Below are 17,441 nucleotides of genomic sequence, written 5' to 3'. Positions count from 1 at the left end.
CATTTGCCCGTATGGGCAACCTAATGGGCAACCTAGTGAGCAACCCGGTGACGAGCCACTGGGCTCGGAGCGTGCACGATCCTGGAGCCCGGCCGCCGGAGCAGCATCAGGAGGCGACGACCACCGGTTGGCCAGGACCTTCGAAGCCCCGAATCGGACAAGCACACTTCCCGGACGGGGATCCGTCGCTGCTGGCTCCGCTGGTGGAATGCCGGGAAGTGTCGGTACCGGGCCCGTCGGCCCGAAAGCAGCCCTCTGGCAACTCACACGGAGACGAGGTGGATCCGGTCGCCGCAGAGCTTGGTCATGTCGTCGATGTCGGAGGTCAGCATGATCACCGGCCGGTGCTGCCGGAGTGCGGTCTCGGCCACGGCCGCGTCGATGGCGTACTTGTGGCCGTGCAGCCCGGCCCCCGTCAACAGCGCTGAAGCGGCCTTCGCCTCCTCGTCGCCCACCGGGACGGTACGCAGTCCGGACAGCACCCAGTTCAGCCGGGCCTTGTTCGTGCGGGCGTGCACGGCCTCGATGATGGTGAGCGCGCAGATCACCACCTCCATGCCGCGCGAACGCGCCTCCGCGACCAGGGCCACCACGGTCTCGTCATCGGCGAGCAGCTTGGAGAGCCCTTCGCTGTCCAGGACCAGTGTCCCCTCGTGGCTCAGCCGACGGCGGGCCACTGGTCCTCCTCGGCGAACACCTCGTCGAAGACCTGCCGCGCCTGGGACCTCGCCTGCTCGGATACCGGTCCCTTGCGGTTCTCGTAGTCGGCCAGGTACTCGTCCAGCACCTGTCCCCGCAGTTCCCGCTCGACGGCCGCGGCGATGAACGCGGAGAACTCTCGCTTGCCGACCCGGGCCCGGATCGCCTCCGCGGTCCCCTCGGGCAGGGACAGGCTGACCCGGGTCGCCGGCCCCTCACCGATGCTGTACGTCTTCTCGGACATGATGCTGATTGTGTCAAACAAGTAGGAAACCAACAAGCGTCCGCGAGCGCCGCCCCGGCTGCCGACGATGATCAACGCGGCGCCGTGCGAAGCCACAGAGGTTCGGCTCCCTGCGCGAGAAGCTTGCCCTGCGGCTCTCCGGGGCCCAGAGGCAGCGGGTGATCACGTCCGCCCGAGCGAGACGACCGGTGACCGCGGTCCGATCCGCTTCAGGCGGGAAGGAGATCTTCGGCCAAGAGGTGCTGCTGCGGGTCTACGCCAAGTGCATCGACGGAAACGAGGAACGGGACGAGCGTCGTGGGGCGAAGGGCTCTGAGGGATTCTGCCCATCACGACCCGCATCGATCGACCGCTCCAGGCACAGAAGTGCGTGCGTGGCCAGGCCCACAGGCCGGGTCGGCTGAAGCTGTTCCCGTGGAGGCCCAGGCTGAATTCTCCGCCACGTATCCGCCACAGCCACCCGTGAGCGACCGGATCCGGTCGCTGCCGACCGGATGTCCTGCTCTGGTGCAAAAGAGAACGCCCGGCCTGTTTTCGCAGGTCCGGGCGTTCTCTCCACTGTCTCAAGGTGGCGCACTCGGGAGGATTCGAACCCCCAACCTTCTGGTCTGCCGGTGGGGGTCCGGAGCCTGCGGGGGAGAGGCCGAAATCCGCGCTGACCTGCACGAACGTTCCGAGGGCTTCCCGACGCTACCGGCCCCTTCCCGGAGCCGTGTGCAATGGATGTGCACTGACTCCGGTGCCTGGGGTCTGGATCAGTCCTTCTTCGGGCGCTGCTTCGCCACGAGCGCGCTCAGTTGGTCGACGGTCAGCCAGGGCTTGGACACGTGGACCATGCGGTGGCAGTTGGCGCACAGCAGGGCGAGATCCTCAAGGCGAGTCGTACTCTCCCCTACGTGGTGGAGGGGGACGATGTGGTGCACCTCGATGTAGCCGTCTCCGCGGTCGCCGTAGGCCTCGGCGAAGTCGAAGCTGCACGCCTCGCAGGCGATGGGCCTGCCCTGAGCGCGGGTCTGCTTGATCTTCTGCGTACGGAGCGTGCGGCTGCGCTCGCGGGCGTAGTGCTTGCGGATGAGAAGACGGCCCTCGGGGGCGCTGATCTCCTCGTCTGCTTCCTCCTCGAAGGGGGGAAGCTCAGTCAGTTCCCCGGAGATGACGCCTTCGCGGATGCTCCTGGCCGCGGCGTGCATACGCTCGGGGTCCTCCACGAAAGCCTGGTGGATATCGCGGTCCAGGGCGCTGCCGTTGGTCTTTCTGTTCTTGTTGTCCTTGTGCCAGTTGTGGATGTTGGCCATCTTCAGACGGACGCTGGAGGGGCTGCGGAAGTTGGCGGGGCGCTTCTCCTGCGGGTGCAGGGGGAGAAGTTTCAGGATTCTGGACAGCTCGACCACTTCGGGCCTGGAGGTGTCCAGCGGCGTCCAGTCGTGTCGGGCCAACAGGTCGCAGGCCAGGATCAGTTCGTCCCAGGCCCAGGGGATGCTGAGGTTGGAGCGGACTTCGAAGCCGAGTGCACTGAGCTTCTTGCCCACAGTGGCCGCTCCACCGGAGAACTTCGAAGCGGGGAGGGCCTGTCCGGTGACGTATTTGTGGGCGACGCCGCAGATGGCTTTGGAGTCGTACGTCCTGCCGTTGTGGACGAGGTCGTATGAAACCGCGCGCTTGAAGCCGTAGGTGTCGAGGAAGTCGTCCTGGCCGAGGTCGTCGTACTCCGCGATCGCCTGGAGGACCGCGTCCCGGGTGATGTCCGTCAGGGGCATGGCGCCAGCCTAGACGCGGCAGACGACACCTGAAGGTGTGGAACCGGCCGGATGGGCTGCCGCGGCCTGCGGTCTTCCGGACTTGTGCGCATGGGTCACCACGGCTTCGAGCCGAGGTGCCCGGCAGCGCTGGGGCCGTGACCCCAGACAGTACTTGCCCGCGCTCCGAGAAGCCGCAGGATTCCCGTGTCGTCGGCGATGAACAGGCCGCTGTAGACCAGGATGCCGATCTCTTGTTCCGCTGAGAAGAAGCCGGACGCCGAGAAGCGCCAGACCGAGATCGAGAACAGCCTTCACGAGGGCAGTTACCGCAACCCGCACGACGCCAAGGCCACCGTGGCGGAGATGGCTGAGAAGTGGCTGAGCACGCGCACGGACATCAAGCGGTCCACCTGGTGGAAGTACCGCTCACTCCTGGACACGCACGTCCTTCCCCGCTGGGGAGACCTCCCGCTCTCGGCAGTTCATGGTGAGGACGTGGCCGTGTGGGTGGCGCAACTCCAGAAACCGCGGGACGAGGGCGGCGCGAACCTCGGGGCCTCCCAGACCAGGCGGGCGCACGGGGTGCTGTCGATGGTGTTGCAGTGGTGCGTGCCGCGGCGTCTGTCCTCCAACCCCGCCCGGGGCGTGCCGCTGCCCAAGCCGAGTGAAGCCGAACACGTCTACCTCGACCATGCCCAGGTGGAGGCGCTGGCGACCGCGGGCGGTGCTCTGCACACGAAGTACGGTCAGGTCACCGCCGCCGCACACGCCAACCGCGCGCTGATCCTGTTGCTGGCCTACACGGGTCTGCGCTGGAACGAGGCCGCCGCGCTGCGCGTGGGGCGAGTCGACCTGACCGGGCGGCGTGTGCGGGTGGTGACGGCCTTCGCCGAGGTGGAGGGCGAACTCATCGAACAGCTCCCCAAGACGGGCAGGTTCCGGACGGTGCCCCTGCTGCCGTTCCTGGCCGAGGAGCTGCGCCCGTTCGTCCAGGGACGCCCCGATGACGCACTGGTCTTCACCACGCGGCGGGAGGCGCCGCTGCGGCTGCGCAACTGGCGCAACCGGGAGTTCGGCAAGGCCGTGAAGGCGGCGGGCCTGGACGGGCTCGGGCTCACGTCGCACAAGCTCCGGCACACCGCCGCTTCCCTGGCGATCGCCGCGGGGGCCGACGTGAAGGTGGTCCAGGCGATGCTCGGGCACGCCACCGCGACCATGACCCTGGACCGCTACGGGCACCTGTTCCCCGACCGCCTGGACGAGGTCGCCGAGGCCATGGACGCCGCCCGGACGCGGGTACTCGCCGCCTGAGGGTCCGTGTGCAATGAATGTGCACTGCGGCCCTGATCGCGTCTTCGCACGGGGTGGCACAAAAGAGAGCGCCCGGCCTGTGGTTAGCAGGTCGGGCGCTCTTCTCCACTGTCTCAAGGTGGCGCACTCGGGAGGATTCGAACCCCCAACCTTCTGATCCGTAGTCAGATGCTCTATCCATTGAGCTACGAGTGCTTGTTCTGTTGTCCCGCCCGGGCTTCCTTGCGGCCTCCCTGGCGACGTCTCCGACTCTATCACGGCCATGGAGTGGGTTTGCGCCATGTGCTGCTGTGAGCCGCGCCATGGACCGCCTCGCGGCGGCCCATGGCGGGCCCATGGCGATCCATGCCCGGGAGTCAGCCTCCGACGGCCTCGGCGACGGCGGTCTCCCACAGGGAGAGGGCCGTGTCCACCTGCTCGCCGTCGACGATCAGCGGCGGGATCATCCGCACCACGTTGCCGGCCGGGCCGCAGGTGAGCAGGAGGAGGCCGTGGCGGGCGGCGGCCTGCTGGGCGCGCTGCGCGGTCGCGCCGTCGGGCGTTCCGTCGGGGGCGGTGAACTCGTTGCCGAGCATCAGCCCGCGCCCGCGCACGTCACCGATCTCCGGGTGGGACCCGGCCACCTTCTCCAGTCCCCGGCGCAGTCGGTCGCCCATGCGGGCGGCGTTCTCCACCAGGCCCTCCTCCTTGATCACGTCCAGGGTGGCCAGGGCTGCGGCGCACGCCACGGCGTTGCCGCCGTAGGTGCCTCCCTGGGAGCCGGGCCAGGCCTTCTCCATGATCGCGGCGGGCGCCGCGATGGCCGACAGCGGAAAACCGCTGGCCAGGCCCTTGGCCGTGATGACGATGTCCGGGCGGATCCCCGAGGGCTCGTGCCCCCAGAAGGTGCCCGTGCGCCCGAAGCCCGTCTGCACCTCGTCGGCCACCAGCAGGAACCCGTGCCGGTCCGCGCGCTCGCGCAACCCCTGGAGGAACGCGTCGGGCGCGGGGACGTAGCCGCCCTCGCCCAGCACCGGCTCCACGAACACCGCCGCGGTGTCCAGAGGAGAGGTCACGGTGGCGAACTGGAGGTCCAGTTCGCGCAGTGCGAACTCGGTCGCCTCCTCCTCCGACATCCCCAGCCGGTAGGCGTACGGGAAGGGGGAGACCACCACACCCGGGACCAGAGGACCGATGCCTGCGCGGATCTTGGTGCCGGAGGTGGTCAGCGACGCGGCGCCCATGGTGCGGCCGTGGAACGAGCCGAGGAACACGATCGCGTTCTGCCGCCCCGTGGCCTGCCTGGCCAGGCGCAGCGCCGCCTCCACCGCCTCACTGCCGGAGTTGACGTAGAACAGGCGGTCCAGGCCCTCGGGCAGGACCTCTCCCAGCCTCTCGGTGAGTCGCAGCAGCGGCCGGTGCATCACGGTGGTGTACTGGCCGTGGATGAGGGTTGCCACCTGCTCCTGGGCGGCTGCCACCACCTTCGGGTGGCAGTGTCCGGTGCTGGTCACGCCGATGCCGGCGGTGAAGTCGAGATAGCGGCGGCCGTCCTCGTCGTGGATGTGGACACCCTCGCCGCGCGCGGCGACGACCGGGGTCGCCTGCTTGAGGGCAGGGGAGAGCTCCGCCATGCGATGCCTCGATTCCTTGTCGGGAGTCCGTAGGATTGTTGACAATCGACAGGACCATGGAAACATCCGTGACGCGGCGTGTCCAGGGGGCGCTCCTCGGGCAGGTCTGATCCCACACGAATTCTCTCGACCGGGAGCTGTGAACATGTCGGAACAGGAAGCACGGGTCGTCGCGCAGGTGGAGAAGCGCCTGTTCGTGGGTGGCACATGGCGCGACGCCGCCTCGGGAGCCACCTTCCCCGTCGAGGACCCCTCCACCCGCGAGGTGCTCTGCGAGGTCGCCGACGCGGGCAAGGAGGACGCCTTCGACGCCCTCGACGCCGCGCACCGGGCCCAGGAGAGCTGGTCCCGCACCGCGCCCCGCCACCGCAGCGAGATCCTGTACCGGGGCTACGAACTGCTGATGGAACGCCAGGAGGACCTGGCCGTTCTCATGACCCTGGAGATGGGCAAGCCCGTGGCCGAGGCCAAGGGGGAGATTGCCTACGCCGCCGAGTTCCTGCGCTGGTTCTCCGAGGAGGCGGTCCGCATCGGGGGCGGTTTCTCCGTCGCGCCCGACGGCAGGTCGCGCTTCCTCGTCATGCGCCAGGCCGTGGGCCCCTCCATGCTCATCACCCCGTGGAACTTCCCCATGGCGATGGGCACCCGCAAGATCGGCCCGGCCGTCGCCGCGGGGTGCACCATGATCCTCAAACCCGCCCAGCAGACCCCGCTGTCGGCCCTCGCACTCGCGGGCATCCTCTCCGAGGCGGGCCTTCCCGAGGGCGTCCTCAGCGTCATCCCCACCACTGATGCCGGCGGGATCACGGAACCGCTGCTCACCGACGGCCGCATCCGCAAGGTCTCCTTCACCGGCTCGACCCCCGTGGGACGCAAGCTCATCGAGCAGAGCGCGCCCCAGGTCCTGCGCACCTCCATGGAGCTCGGCGGCAACGCGCCCTTCCTGGTCTTCGACGACGCCGACCTGGACGCCGCCGTCGACGGAGCGATGCTCGCCAAGATGCGCAACATCGGCGAGGCCTGCACGGCGGCCAACCGCATCTACGCCCAGGCCGGCATCGCCGAGGAGTTCTCCCGGCGCCTGGCCGAGCGCATGGGTGCCCTCCGCGTGGGGCGCGGCCTGGACGAGGGCGTCGACGTCGGCCCGCTCATCGACGAGAAGGCCCTCCAGAAGGTGCAGAACCTGGTCGACGACGCGGTCTCGCGCGGTGCCCGCGTCGTCGTGGGCGGTGGCGCCGGAGAGGGCCCCGGCCACTTCTTCCAGCCGACCGTGCTCGCGGACGTGCCCGTCGAGAGCGAGCTCTCCACCACCGAGATCTTCGGCCCGGTGGCGCCCGTGCTGCCCTTCGAGACCGAGGAGGAGGCGGTCCGCCTCGCCAACGACACCGAGTACGGCCTGGTCAGCTACCTCTACACCCGCGATCTCGACCGCGGGCTGAGGGTGAGCGAGAACCTGGACGCCGGCATGGTCGGCCTCAACCAGGGCGTGGTCTCCAACCCCGCCGCTCCCTTCGGGGGTGTCAAGCACTCGGGCCTCGGCCGCGAGGGAGGCAACGTGGGCATCGACGAGTTCCTCGAGACCAAGTACGTGGGCATCGGCGGCCTGAGCTCCTAGGCCCTGAACTCCGATGATCTTGTACTTGCGGCCAAGTTCGATGCCTTGGGCCGGGCGCCAAGGCTGCAGACTCCGGAGACTTTCTGCTCCGGGTGTGCCGTGGACACAAGACCACGGGGAGCGGGGGAGGACTGCCGCTCCCCGTGGAGTTCAGGAGTCCCCGGCGGCCTCGCCGTTGATGCGCTCGACGGCCTCGAGCATGTGGGCCTCGATGAGTTCCAGGAGCCGCTCCTCGTCGCCGTCGGCGATGGCGTCGAGGATGCGGCGGTGCTCCTCCAGGAGTTCGCCGGGCTCCGGGTAGGCCTGCTGCATCGCCGCCAGGCACATGCGCGTCTCCACCAGCAAGGTCTGCGCCATGCGCTCGAGCCGGGTGTTGCCCGAGCAGCTCACCAGTGTCCGGTGGAACTCCTGGTCGGCGTCGCTCATCTCGTCGCGGTCGCCGGTGCCGGCCGCCTCTGCCAGCCTCTCCACGGCCGGGGTGAGCCGGGCCACCGCCTCGCCCCGGTTGCCGCGCACCACCAGCTCGCACGCGGCGCGCTCCACCGCGAGCCGGGCCACGTAGATGTCGCGGACGTCGTCCGGGGTGAGCTCGCGCACGAACAGGCCCCTGTGCCGCTCGCTGCGCAGCAGTCCTTCCTGGGAGAGCCGCTGCATGGCCTCGCGCAGCGGGCCGCGGCTCACGCCCAGCCGCGCAGCCAGGTCCACCTCGCCGAGCTGGTCCCCCGGGGCGAGCGAGCCGTACATGATCGCCGACCGCAGCTGGTCGGCGATCAGTTCGGCGGTGGACCGCCGGGGGACAGGGCTGAGTCGGCCTCGGGCAGACATGGGCCGCCTTCCTTCCTGGGGGGACGGACGATCCGGGATTGTCTATTGTCGACAATGGTACAAAACCTCCTCCGGGGGCGGCCATAGACCCCCGTGTTCGGGGCAGTGATGCCCGTGAGGGGGTTCGGAAAGAGCGTTTCGCCCGAGACATCCAGATTGTCGATTGTTGACAATCACATGTCGGCTACCTAGCGTGGCCGGTGCGGGACACCTCTGCCCGGACGACCTCCCACAACCGCCGTCTCACACCGGAGAAACAAGCCCGTGAACAGTTCCACCCCGCCCGCCGACACCAGCGTTCTCGTCCTTCACGGGGATGCCCTGCCGCCCGGGCACGAGAAGATCGACAGCTTCCCCGGCCTGGGGCGGGTCGACTACGCCACGGCCGACGACCTGGCCGCGAAGCTGCCCGGAACACACGTCCTCCTGGTGTGGGACCTCTTCTCCGAGGCGCTCGCCGACGCCTGGTCGGCCGCCGACTCCCTCCGGTGGGTGCACTCCGCCACCGCCGGGGTGGACAACCTGATGTTCCCCGGCCTGATCGGCAGCGACACCGTGGTCACCAACTCGCGCGGCGTCTTCGACGAGCCCGTCGCCGAGTACGTCCTCGGACTCGTCCTCGCCTTCGCCAAGGACTTCCACCGCACCTGGCGCTTCCAGGAGGAGCACCGCTGGGAGCACCGCGAGACCGAGCGGGTCGCCGGCAAGCACGCCCTCGTCGTGGGCACCGGGCCGATCGGCCGGGCCGTCGCCCGCAAGCTCCGGGCCGTGGGCATGACCGTGTCCGGCGCGGGGAGCCACGCGCGGGGAGGAGACCCCGACTTCGGCGACGTCGTGCTCTCCAGCACGGCCGGAACCGCCGAGGCGGGGGAGTCCACCCTCGTCGAGGTGCTCCCCGACGCCGACTACGTGGTGATCGCGGCGCCCCTCACCGACGCCACGCGCGGTCTGGTCGACCGCCGGTTCCTCGAACTCATGAAGCCGACCGCCCGCTTGATCAACGTCGCACGCGGTCCCGTCGTGGTCCAGCCCGACCTGGCCGCCGCCCTCGACTCCAGGAGCATCGCGGGTGCCGCCCTCGACGTGTTCGAACGCGAACCGCTCAAGGCGATCAGCCCCCTGTGGGGGCTCCCCGGGTCGGTGGTCTCTCCGCACATGTCCGGCGACGTCGTCGGGTGGCGCGAGGAACTGGTCGACCTGTTCCTGGACAACCTCGCCCGCTATCTGGACGGTCGCGAGCTGCGCAACGTCGTCGACAAGGACCGGGGCTACGTGCCCGGCTGAGGTCCGCACCAGGGAGGCTGAAGTGACGATCCGTTCCACACGGGCCGCGACCGGTGGGGAGACCGCCCCCGCCACTCCGGCCGACCTGTCCGCCGAACGCCTGCTCGCCGCGTACGCCACCGGGGCGCTGTCCCCGGTGGAGGCGGTCGACGCGGTCCTGGACCGCATCGCCGAACGCGACCCCGAGCTCAACGCCTACTGCCTCGTCCTCGAGGACGAGGCGCGCCGGGCCGCCCGCGCCTCGGCCCAGCGCTGGCGCCGCCGCGAGCCGATCGGCCCCCTCGACGGCGTGCCGACCGCGGTCAAGGACGTCCACCTGCTGCGCGGCCACCCCACGCTCAAGGGCTCGGTCACCACGCCCCGCGGCGGCCCCTGGGACGAGGACTCCCCGGTGGTGGCGCGACTGCGCGAGGCAGGCGCCGTGTTCACCGGCAAGACCACCACCCCCGAGCTGGCCTGGAAGGGGGTCACCGACAGCCCGCTGACGGGCATCACCCGCAACCCCTGGGACCCCTCCACCACCCCGGGCGGCTCCAGCGGCGGCGCCTCGGCTGCCGTCGCGGCCGGAATGGGGCAGCTGGCCACCGGCACCGACGGCGGCGGCTCGATCCGCATCCCGGCGAGCTTCGCCGGTATCTTCGGGATCAAGCCCACCTGGGGCCTGGTCCCGCACTACCCGGCCAGCCCCTTCGGCTCCCTCGCCCACACCGGGCCGATGACCCGGACCGTCGGGGACGCCGCGCTCATGCTGGAGGTCGTCTCGGCAGCGGACTCCCGGGACTGGGCGGCGCTGGCTCCCCCGGCGCCCGGACTGGCCGAGGTGCGGCTGCGCGACGACCCGGCCGAGCTCGCCCGCGGCCTGCGGATCGCCTACAGCCCCACGCTGGGCGGAATCGACGTCCACCCCGAGGTCGCCGGAGCCGTCGCCGACGCGGTCGCGGTCCTGGCTGCCCTGGGGGCCCACGTGGACGAGGCCGAGCCCGGCCTGCCCGACTCGCGCGACGCGTTCGAGGTCCTCTGGTACTCCGGTGCGGCCAAGGCCACGGACCGGCTCTCCCCGGAGGAGCGGCAGCTGCTCGACCCCGGGCTGAGGGAGATCGTGGAGAGGGGGCTCACCCTCTCCGCGCAGGACTACCTCACCGCCATGGCGCTGCGCATGGAGATGGGTGCCCTGATGGGCCGCTTCCACGAGGGGTACGACCTGCTCATCACCCCGGCGACGCCGTTCCCCGCCTTCGCCGCGGGCCTGGAGTCGCCGCCGCACATGGCGGGGGAGAGGTGGACCGCGTGGGCGGGGTTCAGCTATCCCTTCAACATGACGCAGCAGCCGGCGGCGAGCGTGCCGTGCGGATTCACGTCCGAGGGGCTTCCGGTGGGCCTCCAGGTGGTCGGCCCGCGCCATGCCGACGTGAGTGTCCTCGCTGCCTGCCGGGCCCTGGAGCTCGCCCGGCCCTGGGCGGATCAGCGCCCGTGATCCCCCTCATGGCAGGAACTCTGTCCACAAACAGGGAATTGTCAGAGTGTAGGACCTTTGTCGGAGCACTTGTGTGCCATAAGACCCCCGCACCGTTCGTGGAGCGTACTACCGTTCTACGTCGGAGACGTGTCGACACGTGTCGGCGGCAGTGCAGGGGATGAGGAGGCTCGGTATGGCGGGCGGAGGAACCGAGGGCGCCCACGGGCAGATCAGGGTCTTCCTCGTGGACGACCACGAGGTGGTCCGTCGCGGGGTGGCGGCCCTGCTGGAGACGGAGGAGGACATGACCGTCGTCGGCGAGGCCGGGACGGCGGAGCAGGCGCTGGCGCGCATTCCGGCCGTGGTGCCCGACGTCGCCGTCCTCGACGTCCGCCTTCCCGGCGGTTCGGGTGTCCAGGTGTGCCGGGAGATCCGCTCCGGACATCCCGGGATCGCCTGCCTGATGCTCACGTCCTTCGCCGACGAGGAGGCCCTGTACGACGCCGTCATGGCGGGCGCCTCGGGGTACGTGCTCAAGCAGATCCACGGAGCCGACCTGGTCGGGGCCGTGCGCACGGTCGCCTCCGGCGGCTCCCTGCTCGACTCCGGCAGCACCGGCGCGATGATGGAGCGCCTGCGCGGTGCCCAGTCCGAGCCCGACCCCCTGGCCGAGCTCACCCCGCAGGAGCGCCAGATCCTCGACCTCATCGGCGAGGGTCTGACCAACCGGCAGATCGGCGAGCGCCTCTACCTCGCCGAGAAGACCGTGAAGAACTACGTGTCGGCCCTGCTGGCCAAGCTCGACCTCAAGCGCCGCACCCAGGCCGCCGTCCTCGTCGCCGAACTCCGTACCCGCCGCTACTGACCCCACCGCTGCTGAACCCGCTGCGGCCGGCCCCGCCACCGGCCCGCAGCGGTCAGAAGGCGTCCACCGGAAGGCTGTCGTCGGGGACGGGGACCCTCCAGGACAGCACCGTGCCGCAGGTCTCGCCGCGGCGGGCGAAGAACTCGCCGTCGAGGGCCCGGGCCCGGTCCTCCATGTTGCGCAGGCCGCTGCGCCGTCCCTCCTCCGGAAGGCCCACGCCGTTGTCGGTCACCGTCAGGGCCAGCGTGGCGGGGCGGCCGGCGTTCTCCTCGACCGCCACCGACACGTGCACCTCGGTGGCCCGCGCGTGGCGCGCCACGTTGCTCAGGGCCTCCCCCAGCACCGCCAGGAGCTGCTCCCCGATCTCGTCGGGCACCGAGGCGTCGATCGGCCCGTCCAGGCCCACTCCCGGGTGGCAGCCCAGGCTGTAGGCGGTGCTCTCGGCCAGCTTGAGGATGCGCTCGCGCAGCGACGTGTCCTGGTGGCTCGGCGGGTTCTGCAGCGCGAAGATCGTCGAGCGGATCTCGCGGATGGTGGAGTCGAGCTCGTCGATGGTGCGCCGCACCCGCTCCTCCGCCTCGGGTGAGGAGAACAGCCGCATCGTGCTCATCAGGGTCATCGCCGAGGCGAACAGACGCTGGATCACCACGTCGTGCAGGTCCTTGGCGATGCGGTCGCGCTCCTCCAGCACCACGAGGCGCTCGGAGGCGCGGCGGGCCTCGGCCAGTTCGAGGGCGACCCCCGCCTGCACCGAGAACGCGTGGAGCATCCGCCGGGTCGAGGCCGTGAACGGCGCTCTCTCGGCGAGCTTGCCGAGCAGCAGCACGCCCCGGGTGTTGCCCGGTGTACCGAGGGGGACGGTCAGGCCGGGGCCGTACCCCCGGTGGGTGAGCATCGGGCAGTTGGCCTGCCTCAGGTCGGGAATGCCCTTCGGCTCCCCGGACTCGTACACTTCCCCGCACACGGAGTCGTGGATGTCCACGGCGGTGCCGAGGATCTCCTGGGCGATGGGCCCGTCGGCGATCTCCGCGAACAGGTGGCCGCGGGCGCGCGGGTCGGGGAGCAGGATCGCGGCGGTGTCCGCGCTGCCGATCTCGCGGGCCTGCCGGACCAGGTAGGCGAGCACCTCGGGGCTGTCGGCGCCCGAGAGCAGGCGGGTGGTGATCTCGGTGGTGGCGGCCAGCCACCGCTCGCGCTGCCGCGCCTCCTCGTACAGGCGGGCGTTGTCGATCGCCACGCCGGCGGCGGTGGCCAGTGCGCTCACCATCACCTCGTCCTCCTCGTCGAACTCCGCACCCCCGGACTTGTCGGCGAGGTAGAGGTTGCCGAACACCTCCCCCCGCACCTGGATGGGCACGCCGAGAAAGCTCGACATGGGCGGGTGCCCGGCGGGAAAGCCGATGAACTCGGGGTGCTCGCGCAGGTCGGCCAGGCGCAGGGCCCTCCGCTTCTGGAGCGGGACACCGAGGACGCCCTTGCCGTGCGGGAACCGGGTGATCTGCTCGGCGTGCTCCTTCGTGAACCCGACGGGGATGAACTCTGCGAAGCTGCCGTCCTCATCCACCACGCCCAGTCCGGCGTAGGCGGCGCCGACGAGCTGTGCGGCCGCCTCCGTGAGCCGCCGCAGCACGGTCTGCAGGTCGAGGTCGCTGCCGATGGCGAGGACCGCCTGGAGAAGGGAGTGCATGCGCCCCTGGTCCGACAGGCGGGGGGACAGGGAGTGCACTTCGGTCAGGAGGTCGTCCAGCCGTCTGTGGGCCAGTTGGGGGCCCTGAGGGAGTTCGGTCATGTCTCGGTCAACCTCCGCGGAGCCGATCGGTCTCGCAAGGTGTGTTTTTCCTTGAAGGGCAATCAGGGGAATTGTCGTTGGTTTTATCCGGGTCTGCCACATCTGGCTGCGCAGACACTGCCCGACCCGACCGGGGAATTCCTGAAGAAGCGGGGACCGGCCGATCAATTCATGCTAACGTCGCGACCAGTCGGCGACACGAGGACCAGGTGTTTTTCCCGGTCGCCCCCTTGAGTCCGGTGCATCGCGCCCCGCGCGCCGGCTCCCTCGTCCCACGGTGGAAGGAACCCCCGGTGTCTGGAACCCACGGCTCCTCGAGCGCTCCCGGCGCTCGCGCCGCCGTGCTGTCCGCACCGCTGCGCAGGGCCTTGCTGCTCGCCGCGGCCGTGGCCGGGGTGCTGTTCACCGGATGGCTCGCCTCGCCCGACCCGGCGAGCGCGGACGAGATCCCGGGCGTGGTGCCCGCCGTCGACGAGGTGATCGGCCGGACCGCGGCCGTGGAGGATCCGCTCACCACCGCGGTCACCGGGGCCGACGACGGCCTGGACGACGTCGCCGCGGTGCCCGACACACCCTTGCCCCTCGTCTCCGTCACGCCTGCCGCAGAGATGGCCGAGCACGTCCTCGACACGGTGGGCGACGTGTACGGCGGCGGAGCCGACCGGGCCCGGCCGAAGACCGCGCCCGAGCCGGTCGAGCCCGGGCCCGTCACCGAGGCCCCGGCTCCCGAGCCCGCCGCAGCGGTGGTGGAGCGCGATGACCCCGGTACCGCCCCGGCGTCCGTCGGCGACACCGCCGCGGAGGGCGCGGTCTCCGGCGACGCGGCGACCCCCGAGCCGTCGGCAGGCTCGGCGGGTTCCACCGAGGGCGCGCAGCTCTCGGGCGGTGAACGCGCCCCGCAGCACGGCGGCAGCACCTCCGCGCCCTCGTCCGCCTCCTCCGGCGCCCCGGCCGTCGCCGCTCACCTCCCCACCGCAGGTGCTCCCGCACCCGAGCCCGGCCAGGTCCAGGCCGCCCGGCACGTCCTGCGCTCGGTTCCCGCCGAGAACGCGGACGAGCCCACCTTCTCCCCGGACTAGCGCAGCCCTCCCGGTCGCGTCGCGACCGCCTCCCCGGCATGCCCTGCCCAGTCCCGGGACACCCTTCTCCCGACACGGAGAGAAACCACTCCCGTACTCCCTGGGGATCGACGTGAGCCCCGTTCCGCGAGGTTCACGCCGGTCGACGGCCCGCCAGGTCGAGGACCGAGGGCCCGCGTCCGCCCGTTCCCGGCGCGACCGGCCACTCCGTGAGGAGCCCCTCCCGCGAGGGAGGGCTCCCTCCCCCGAAGAACTCCAGACTCCGCAACCCGGAAGGACACTCCATGCACACCGCCACCCGTATCCCGGCCAGGATCCTGCTGCTCTCCGTCGGCGCGGCCGGCTTCGTCGCCCTCGGTTCGGGCATCGCCGGTGCCGAGACCCTCGACGGGACCGACGGCCTGCCCCTCGACGACCTGGGCATCCAGGTCTCCGACACGCTGCTCGACGGCTCCTCCACGCCCTCCGGCGAGCTGGTCCGGGTCGAGCCGAAGCAGTCCGGCGACGACGTGCAGCACCAGTCGAGCCCCGCCCCCGGCCAGGAGGGCGGCTCGGACCAGGGATCCGGCTCCACCGACCTGGTGGACGGTCTGCCCCTGGTGGAGAACCTCGTGGGCGGAACCTCCACGATCCCGATGAGCGCCGCCTCCGGTGACCCCTCCCTGGAGGAGGCCGGCGGAAGGCTCGGCGAGCAGGCCGGGGCCTCGGGCCACGGCAGCCACGAGGTCCGCCCCGACCTGTACGGCCTCGACGCCGGGGGATCCTCCTCGGGCGGCGCCACCGTGAGCCAGTCCGCCACCGCCTCCGACGGCACCGCCTCCGAGGGCGCTCCCTCCTCCGGCGGCACCACCACGGAGCGGCTCCAGGAGACGGCCGGCGAGCTGGACGGGGCCGTCCCGTTCTCCGACCTGCTCGGTGACTCCGTCGAGGTGCTGCCCATGGCCGCCTCCTCGGAGCCCTCGTCCACGCTGCCCGCCTCCGAGGAGGAGAGCTCCTCCGAGGTGCTGCCGTCGGCCGGTTCCTCCGAGGACAGCTCCCTCGGCGGGCTGCCCGACACCTCCGCCGCGCTGTCCGAGATCACCGGGACCCTCGGCCTGGCCTGAGCCACCTGAAGGTGCGCCCGCCGCGCGGGCGCACACCGTCCCGGGTGGTGACCGGGTCGCCGACCGGTGCGCCGGGAGACTGTGGGGGGCTCCGGCGACGGCGGCAGGGGAGACCGGTCCCCGCCCGGGACACACCGCGGCCCCGGGCCCACTGCCAGTGGGCCCGGGGCCGTTGCCGTGCTCCGGAGCGGTCCCCGTTCCGCGGACCGCCTTCCGGGCCTCGGTCAGTCCTCCTCGGTGCCGAAGCCGAGGCCGTCCTGGCAGGGGTTCGACGTGGCATCGCGTCCGCCACCGGGAAGTGTCTGCACGTCCTCCTCCGGAGTCTCCGTCGGCACCTCCACAGGTGACGGCGAGGCACCCGGCGGCTCCTGCGGCCCGTGGGAGTCGTCCGCCACGGACAGCGACGGCAGCGGCCGGTCCTCGCGGACGGCGGTGAACAGCTCCGCGGCCTGGTCCTCGTACCAGAGGATGCGGTTGGGGTCGAAGGGCGCCTGGTACCAGGGCACCGTGTGGAACTCGATCTCGGTCAGCTCCACGTCGGAGAGGGAGACCGCGACCGACAGCATCCGGTCGAGCGTCAGCTGCTCGTCGGTGGCGCTGTGCTCGGCCACCGACCTCAGGACGCCGTTCAGCTTGGTGGGGCTGGTCAGCACGTCGTTGCTCATCACCTGGTCGGCGAGCGCGGCGAGGAACATCTGCTGCCGGTCGATGCGTCCGATGTCCCCGCCGTCACCGATCTGGTAGCGGGCCCGGACGAACGAGAGCGCCTCGTCGCCGTCGAGAGTTTGCTGACCGGCGGGCAGGTCGAGCTTGGCCCGCTCGTCCTTCATGGGCTCGGGGATGCAGATGTCGACGCCGCCGATCGCGTCCACCACGTCGCGGAAGCTCATGAAACTCAGATGGACGAAGTGGTCGATGCGGATGTCGGTGAGCGACTCGATGGTGCGCACCACGCAGGGCGGACCGCCGTGGTACATCGCCGCGTTGATCATGCCGAAGTAGCCGTAGGTGCCCTCGGTCGTGCCGTAGGGGTCGCACTGCGGCAGGTCGACCAGGGAGTCACGCGGAAAGCTGATGACGGAGACGCGGTTCTCGGGTGAGATGTGCGCCAGCATGATCGAGTCGGAGCGCTCGCCCTCGAACTCGGTGGTGTAGGCGGTGCTGCCCTCCTCGTAGCCGTCGGAGCCGATGAAGAGGATGTTGACCGCGTCGCTGATCTTCTCGGGGCGTTCGGCCTCGTCCAGCAGGCCCTGGAGGTCGTGCCGGACCATGCCGGAGCGCAGCGAATGGTAGTAGCCGTAGGCGGTGGCGGCTCCGGCGACCAGGGCCAGGGCCAGCCCCGCGGCGGTCCACAGGAGGACTCGGCGCAGGCGTCTCCTGCCCCTGCCGGACGGATTCTGCCCGTCGTCGGAGGAGCCGTCCCCGCCGCCTCCGCCGGTGCCCCCGCCTCCGGACGATCCGCCGTCCCCGGGCGGCGCGGTCCGCGGAGCGGTGGAGATGACGACGACGGAGGGCTCCTTCCCGGTCGGCGCCTCTTCCTCGGCGGGAGGCTCCTTCCCGGTCGGCGCCTCTTCCTCGGCGGGAGGCTCCTTCCCGGTCGGCGCCTCTTCCTCGGCCGGCGGTTCCTTCCCGGTGGGCGGCTCCTCCTCGGCCGGCGGTTCCTTCTTCTCCGACCGGTCGTCGGCGGTGGCATGGACGAGCGCCATCACGTCGTCCTCCTCGCGCGTCGGGGCATCTGCCCTCTCGAGCCTTCCGGCCTTCCCGATCCGCCATGAGGCCTCGGGCCTGTGTGCCCGGTCCCGGGGAGCGGCCGCAGCCT

The 17,441-nt window shown here is 71.0% G+C and carries 14 protein-coding genes and 1 tRNA gene; 7 read left to right on the top strand and 8 right to left on the bottom strand.

The genetic code is table 11. The features are described 5' to 3' along the window. Positions 1–263: 263 nt before the first annotated feature. The 3 genes from FHS13_RS17860 to FHS13_RS17850 all read right to left on the bottom strand — a co-directional run bounded on the left by FHS13_RS17860 (position 264) and on the right by FHS13_RS17850 (position 2,700). Complete coding sequence (locus FHS13_RS17860) at positions 264–677, bottom strand: PIN domain-containing protein (RefSeq protein WP_184293086.1); 414 nt, start codon at positions 675–677, stop codon at positions 264–266. Then, positions 659–943 carry a hypothetical protein gene (locus FHS13_RS17855; RefSeq protein ID WP_184293085.1) on the bottom strand — a complete coding sequence of 95 codons (285 nt, stop codon included), beginning with the start codon at positions 941–943 and terminating at the stop codon, positions 659–661. Before FHS13_RS17855 ends, FHS13_RS17860 begins: the two co-directional genes overlap by 19 nt. 755 nt (positions 944–1,698) lie before the next feature. After that, entirely contained in the window at positions 1,699–2,700 is a 1,002-nt protein-coding gene (locus tag FHS13_RS17850; protein WP_184293084.1) for an HNH endonuclease, read from the bottom strand. A gap of 222 nt (positions 2,701–2,922) precedes the next feature. Here FHS13_RS17850 and FHS13_RS17845 point away from each other — a divergent pair, with 222 nt between their 5' ends. Then, a complete protein-coding gene (locus FHS13_RS17845; protein ID WP_184293083.1) occupies positions 2,923–3,993 on the top strand; it encodes a tyrosine-type recombinase/integrase in 1,071 nt (356 codons plus the stop codon). Between the two features lie 119 nt (positions 3,994–4,112). Here FHS13_RS17845 and FHS13_RS17840 read toward each other — a convergent pair. Both FHS13_RS17840 and FHS13_RS17835 read right to left on the bottom strand, forming a co-directional pair. Then, positions 4,113–4,188, bottom strand: a tRNA-Arg gene (locus FHS13_RS17840). A gap of 161 nt (positions 4,189–4,349) precedes the next feature. Continuing rightward, positions 4,350–5,606 carry an aspartate aminotransferase family protein gene (locus FHS13_RS17835; RefSeq protein ID WP_184293082.1) on the bottom strand — a complete coding sequence of 419 codons (1,257 nt, stop codon included), beginning with the start codon at positions 5,604–5,606 and terminating at the stop codon, positions 4,350–4,352. A gap of 145 nt (positions 5,607–5,751) precedes the next feature. Between FHS13_RS17835 and FHS13_RS17830 the strand changes: the two genes are divergently transcribed. Further along, complete coding sequence (locus FHS13_RS17830; RefSeq protein WP_184293081.1) at positions 5,752–7,221, top strand: NAD-dependent succinate-semialdehyde dehydrogenase; 1,470 nt, start codon at positions 5,752–5,754, stop codon at positions 7,219–7,221. A gap of 150 nt (positions 7,222–7,371) precedes the next feature. On the opposite strand, the gene FHS13_RS17825 is transcribed toward FHS13_RS17830, so the two are convergent. After that, positions 7,372–8,046, bottom strand: coding sequence for a GntR family transcriptional regulator (locus FHS13_RS17825; protein WP_184293080.1), 675 nt, complete (start codon positions 8,044–8,046; stop codon positions 7,372–7,374). Positions 8,047–8,310: 264 nt separating this feature from the next. On the opposite strand from FHS13_RS17825, the gene FHS13_RS17820 reads away from it, so the two are divergent. From FHS13_RS17820 to FHS13_RS17810, 3 genes are all read left to right on the top strand, one after another. Then, positions 8,311–9,330: an NAD(P)-dependent oxidoreductase gene (locus FHS13_RS17820; protein ID WP_184293079.1), complete on the top strand. Its 1,020-nt coding sequence runs from the start codon at positions 8,311–8,313 to the stop codon at positions 9,328–9,330. Between the two features lie 22 nt (positions 9,331–9,352). Continuing rightward, positions 9,353–10,804 carry an amidase gene (locus FHS13_RS17815; protein ID WP_184293078.1) on the top strand — a complete coding sequence of 484 codons (1,452 nt, stop codon included), beginning with the start codon at positions 9,353–9,355 and terminating at the stop codon, positions 10,802–10,804. Positions 10,805–10,979: 175 nt separating this feature from the next. After that, a complete protein-coding gene (locus tag FHS13_RS17810) occupies positions 10,980–11,651 on the top strand; it encodes a response regulator (RefSeq protein WP_184293077.1) in 672 nt (223 codons plus the stop codon). A gap of 52 nt (positions 11,652–11,703) precedes the next feature. On the opposite strand, the gene FHS13_RS17805 is transcribed toward FHS13_RS17810, so the two are convergent. Beyond that, positions 11,704–13,440 (bottom strand): GAF domain-containing sensor histidine kinase, encoded by a 1,737-nt coding sequence (locus tag FHS13_RS17805; protein ID WP_184293076.1) that lies wholly within the window; start codon positions 13,438–13,440, stop codon positions 11,704–11,706. Positions 13,441–13,733: 293 nt separating this feature from the next. On the opposite strand from FHS13_RS17805, the gene FHS13_RS17800 reads away from it, so the two are divergent. Together FHS13_RS17800 and FHS13_RS17795 are read left to right on the top strand one after the other, a co-directional pair. Further along, complete coding sequence (locus tag FHS13_RS17800; protein WP_184293075.1) at positions 13,734–14,519, top strand: hypothetical protein; 786 nt, start codon at positions 13,734–13,736, stop codon at positions 14,517–14,519. Positions 14,520–14,803: 284 nt separating this feature from the next. Continuing rightward, entirely contained in the window at positions 14,804–15,622 is an 819-nt protein-coding gene (locus FHS13_RS17795) for a hypothetical protein (protein ID WP_184293074.1), read from the top strand. Positions 15,623–15,846: 224 nt separating this feature from the next. On the opposite strand, the gene FHS13_RS17790 is transcribed toward FHS13_RS17795, so the two are convergent. After that, positions 15,847–17,328 (bottom strand): LCP family protein, encoded by a 1,482-nt coding sequence (locus FHS13_RS17790; protein ID WP_425491184.1) that lies wholly within the window; start codon positions 17,326–17,328, stop codon positions 15,847–15,849. Positions 17,329–17,441: the final 113 nt, after the last annotated feature.

Source organism: Nocardiopsis algeriensis (genome assembly GCF_014203695.1).
In the GTDB taxonomy this organism is placed as follows: domain Bacteria; phylum Actinomycetota; class Actinomycetes; order Streptosporangiales; family Streptosporangiaceae; genus Nocardiopsis; species Nocardiopsis algeriensis.
Note: the sequence above shows the minus strand (reverse complement) of the source record. Positions and strands in the feature narration are given on the sequence as shown.

Excerpts from the sequence above, each read along its gene's own strand:
- FHS13_RS17855 (WP_184293085.1), bottom strand. The coding sequence starts at position 943 with ATGTCCGAGAAGACGTACAGCATCGGTGAGGGGCCGGCGACCCGGGTC.
- FHS13_RS17850 (WP_184293084.1), bottom strand. The coding sequence starts at position 2,700 with ATGCCCCTGACGGACATCACCCGGGACGCGGTCCTCCAGGCGATCGCG.
- FHS13_RS17845 (WP_184293083.1), top strand. The coding sequence starts at position 2,923 with ATGCCGATCTCTTGTTCCGCTGAGAAGAAGCCGGACGCCGAGAAGCGC.
- FHS13_RS17835 (WP_184293082.1), bottom strand. The coding sequence starts at position 5,606 with ATGGCGGAGCTCTCCCCTGCCCTCAAGCAGGCGACCCCGGTCGTCGCC.
- FHS13_RS17830 (WP_184293081.1), top strand. The coding sequence starts at position 5,752 with ATGTCGGAACAGGAAGCACGGGTCGTCGCGCAGGTGGAGAAGCGCCTG.
- FHS13_RS17825 (WP_184293080.1), bottom strand. The coding sequence starts at position 8,046 with ATGTCTGCCCGAGGCCGACTCAGCCCTGTCCCCCGGCGGTCCACCGCC.
- FHS13_RS17810 (WP_184293077.1), top strand. The coding sequence starts at position 10,980 with ATGGCGGGCGGAGGAACCGAGGGCGCCCACGGGCAGATCAGGGTCTTC.
- FHS13_RS17805 (WP_184293076.1), bottom strand. The coding sequence starts at position 13,440 with ATGACCGAACTCCCTCAGGGCCCCCAACTGGCCCACAGACGGCTGGAC.
- FHS13_RS17795 (WP_184293074.1), top strand. The coding sequence starts at position 14,804 with ATGCACACCGCCACCCGTATCCCGGCCAGGATCCTGCTGCTCTCCGTC.
- FHS13_RS17790 (WP_425491184.1), bottom strand. The coding sequence starts at position 17,328 with ATGGCGCTCGTCCATGCCACCGCCGACGACCGGTCGGAGAAGAAGGAA.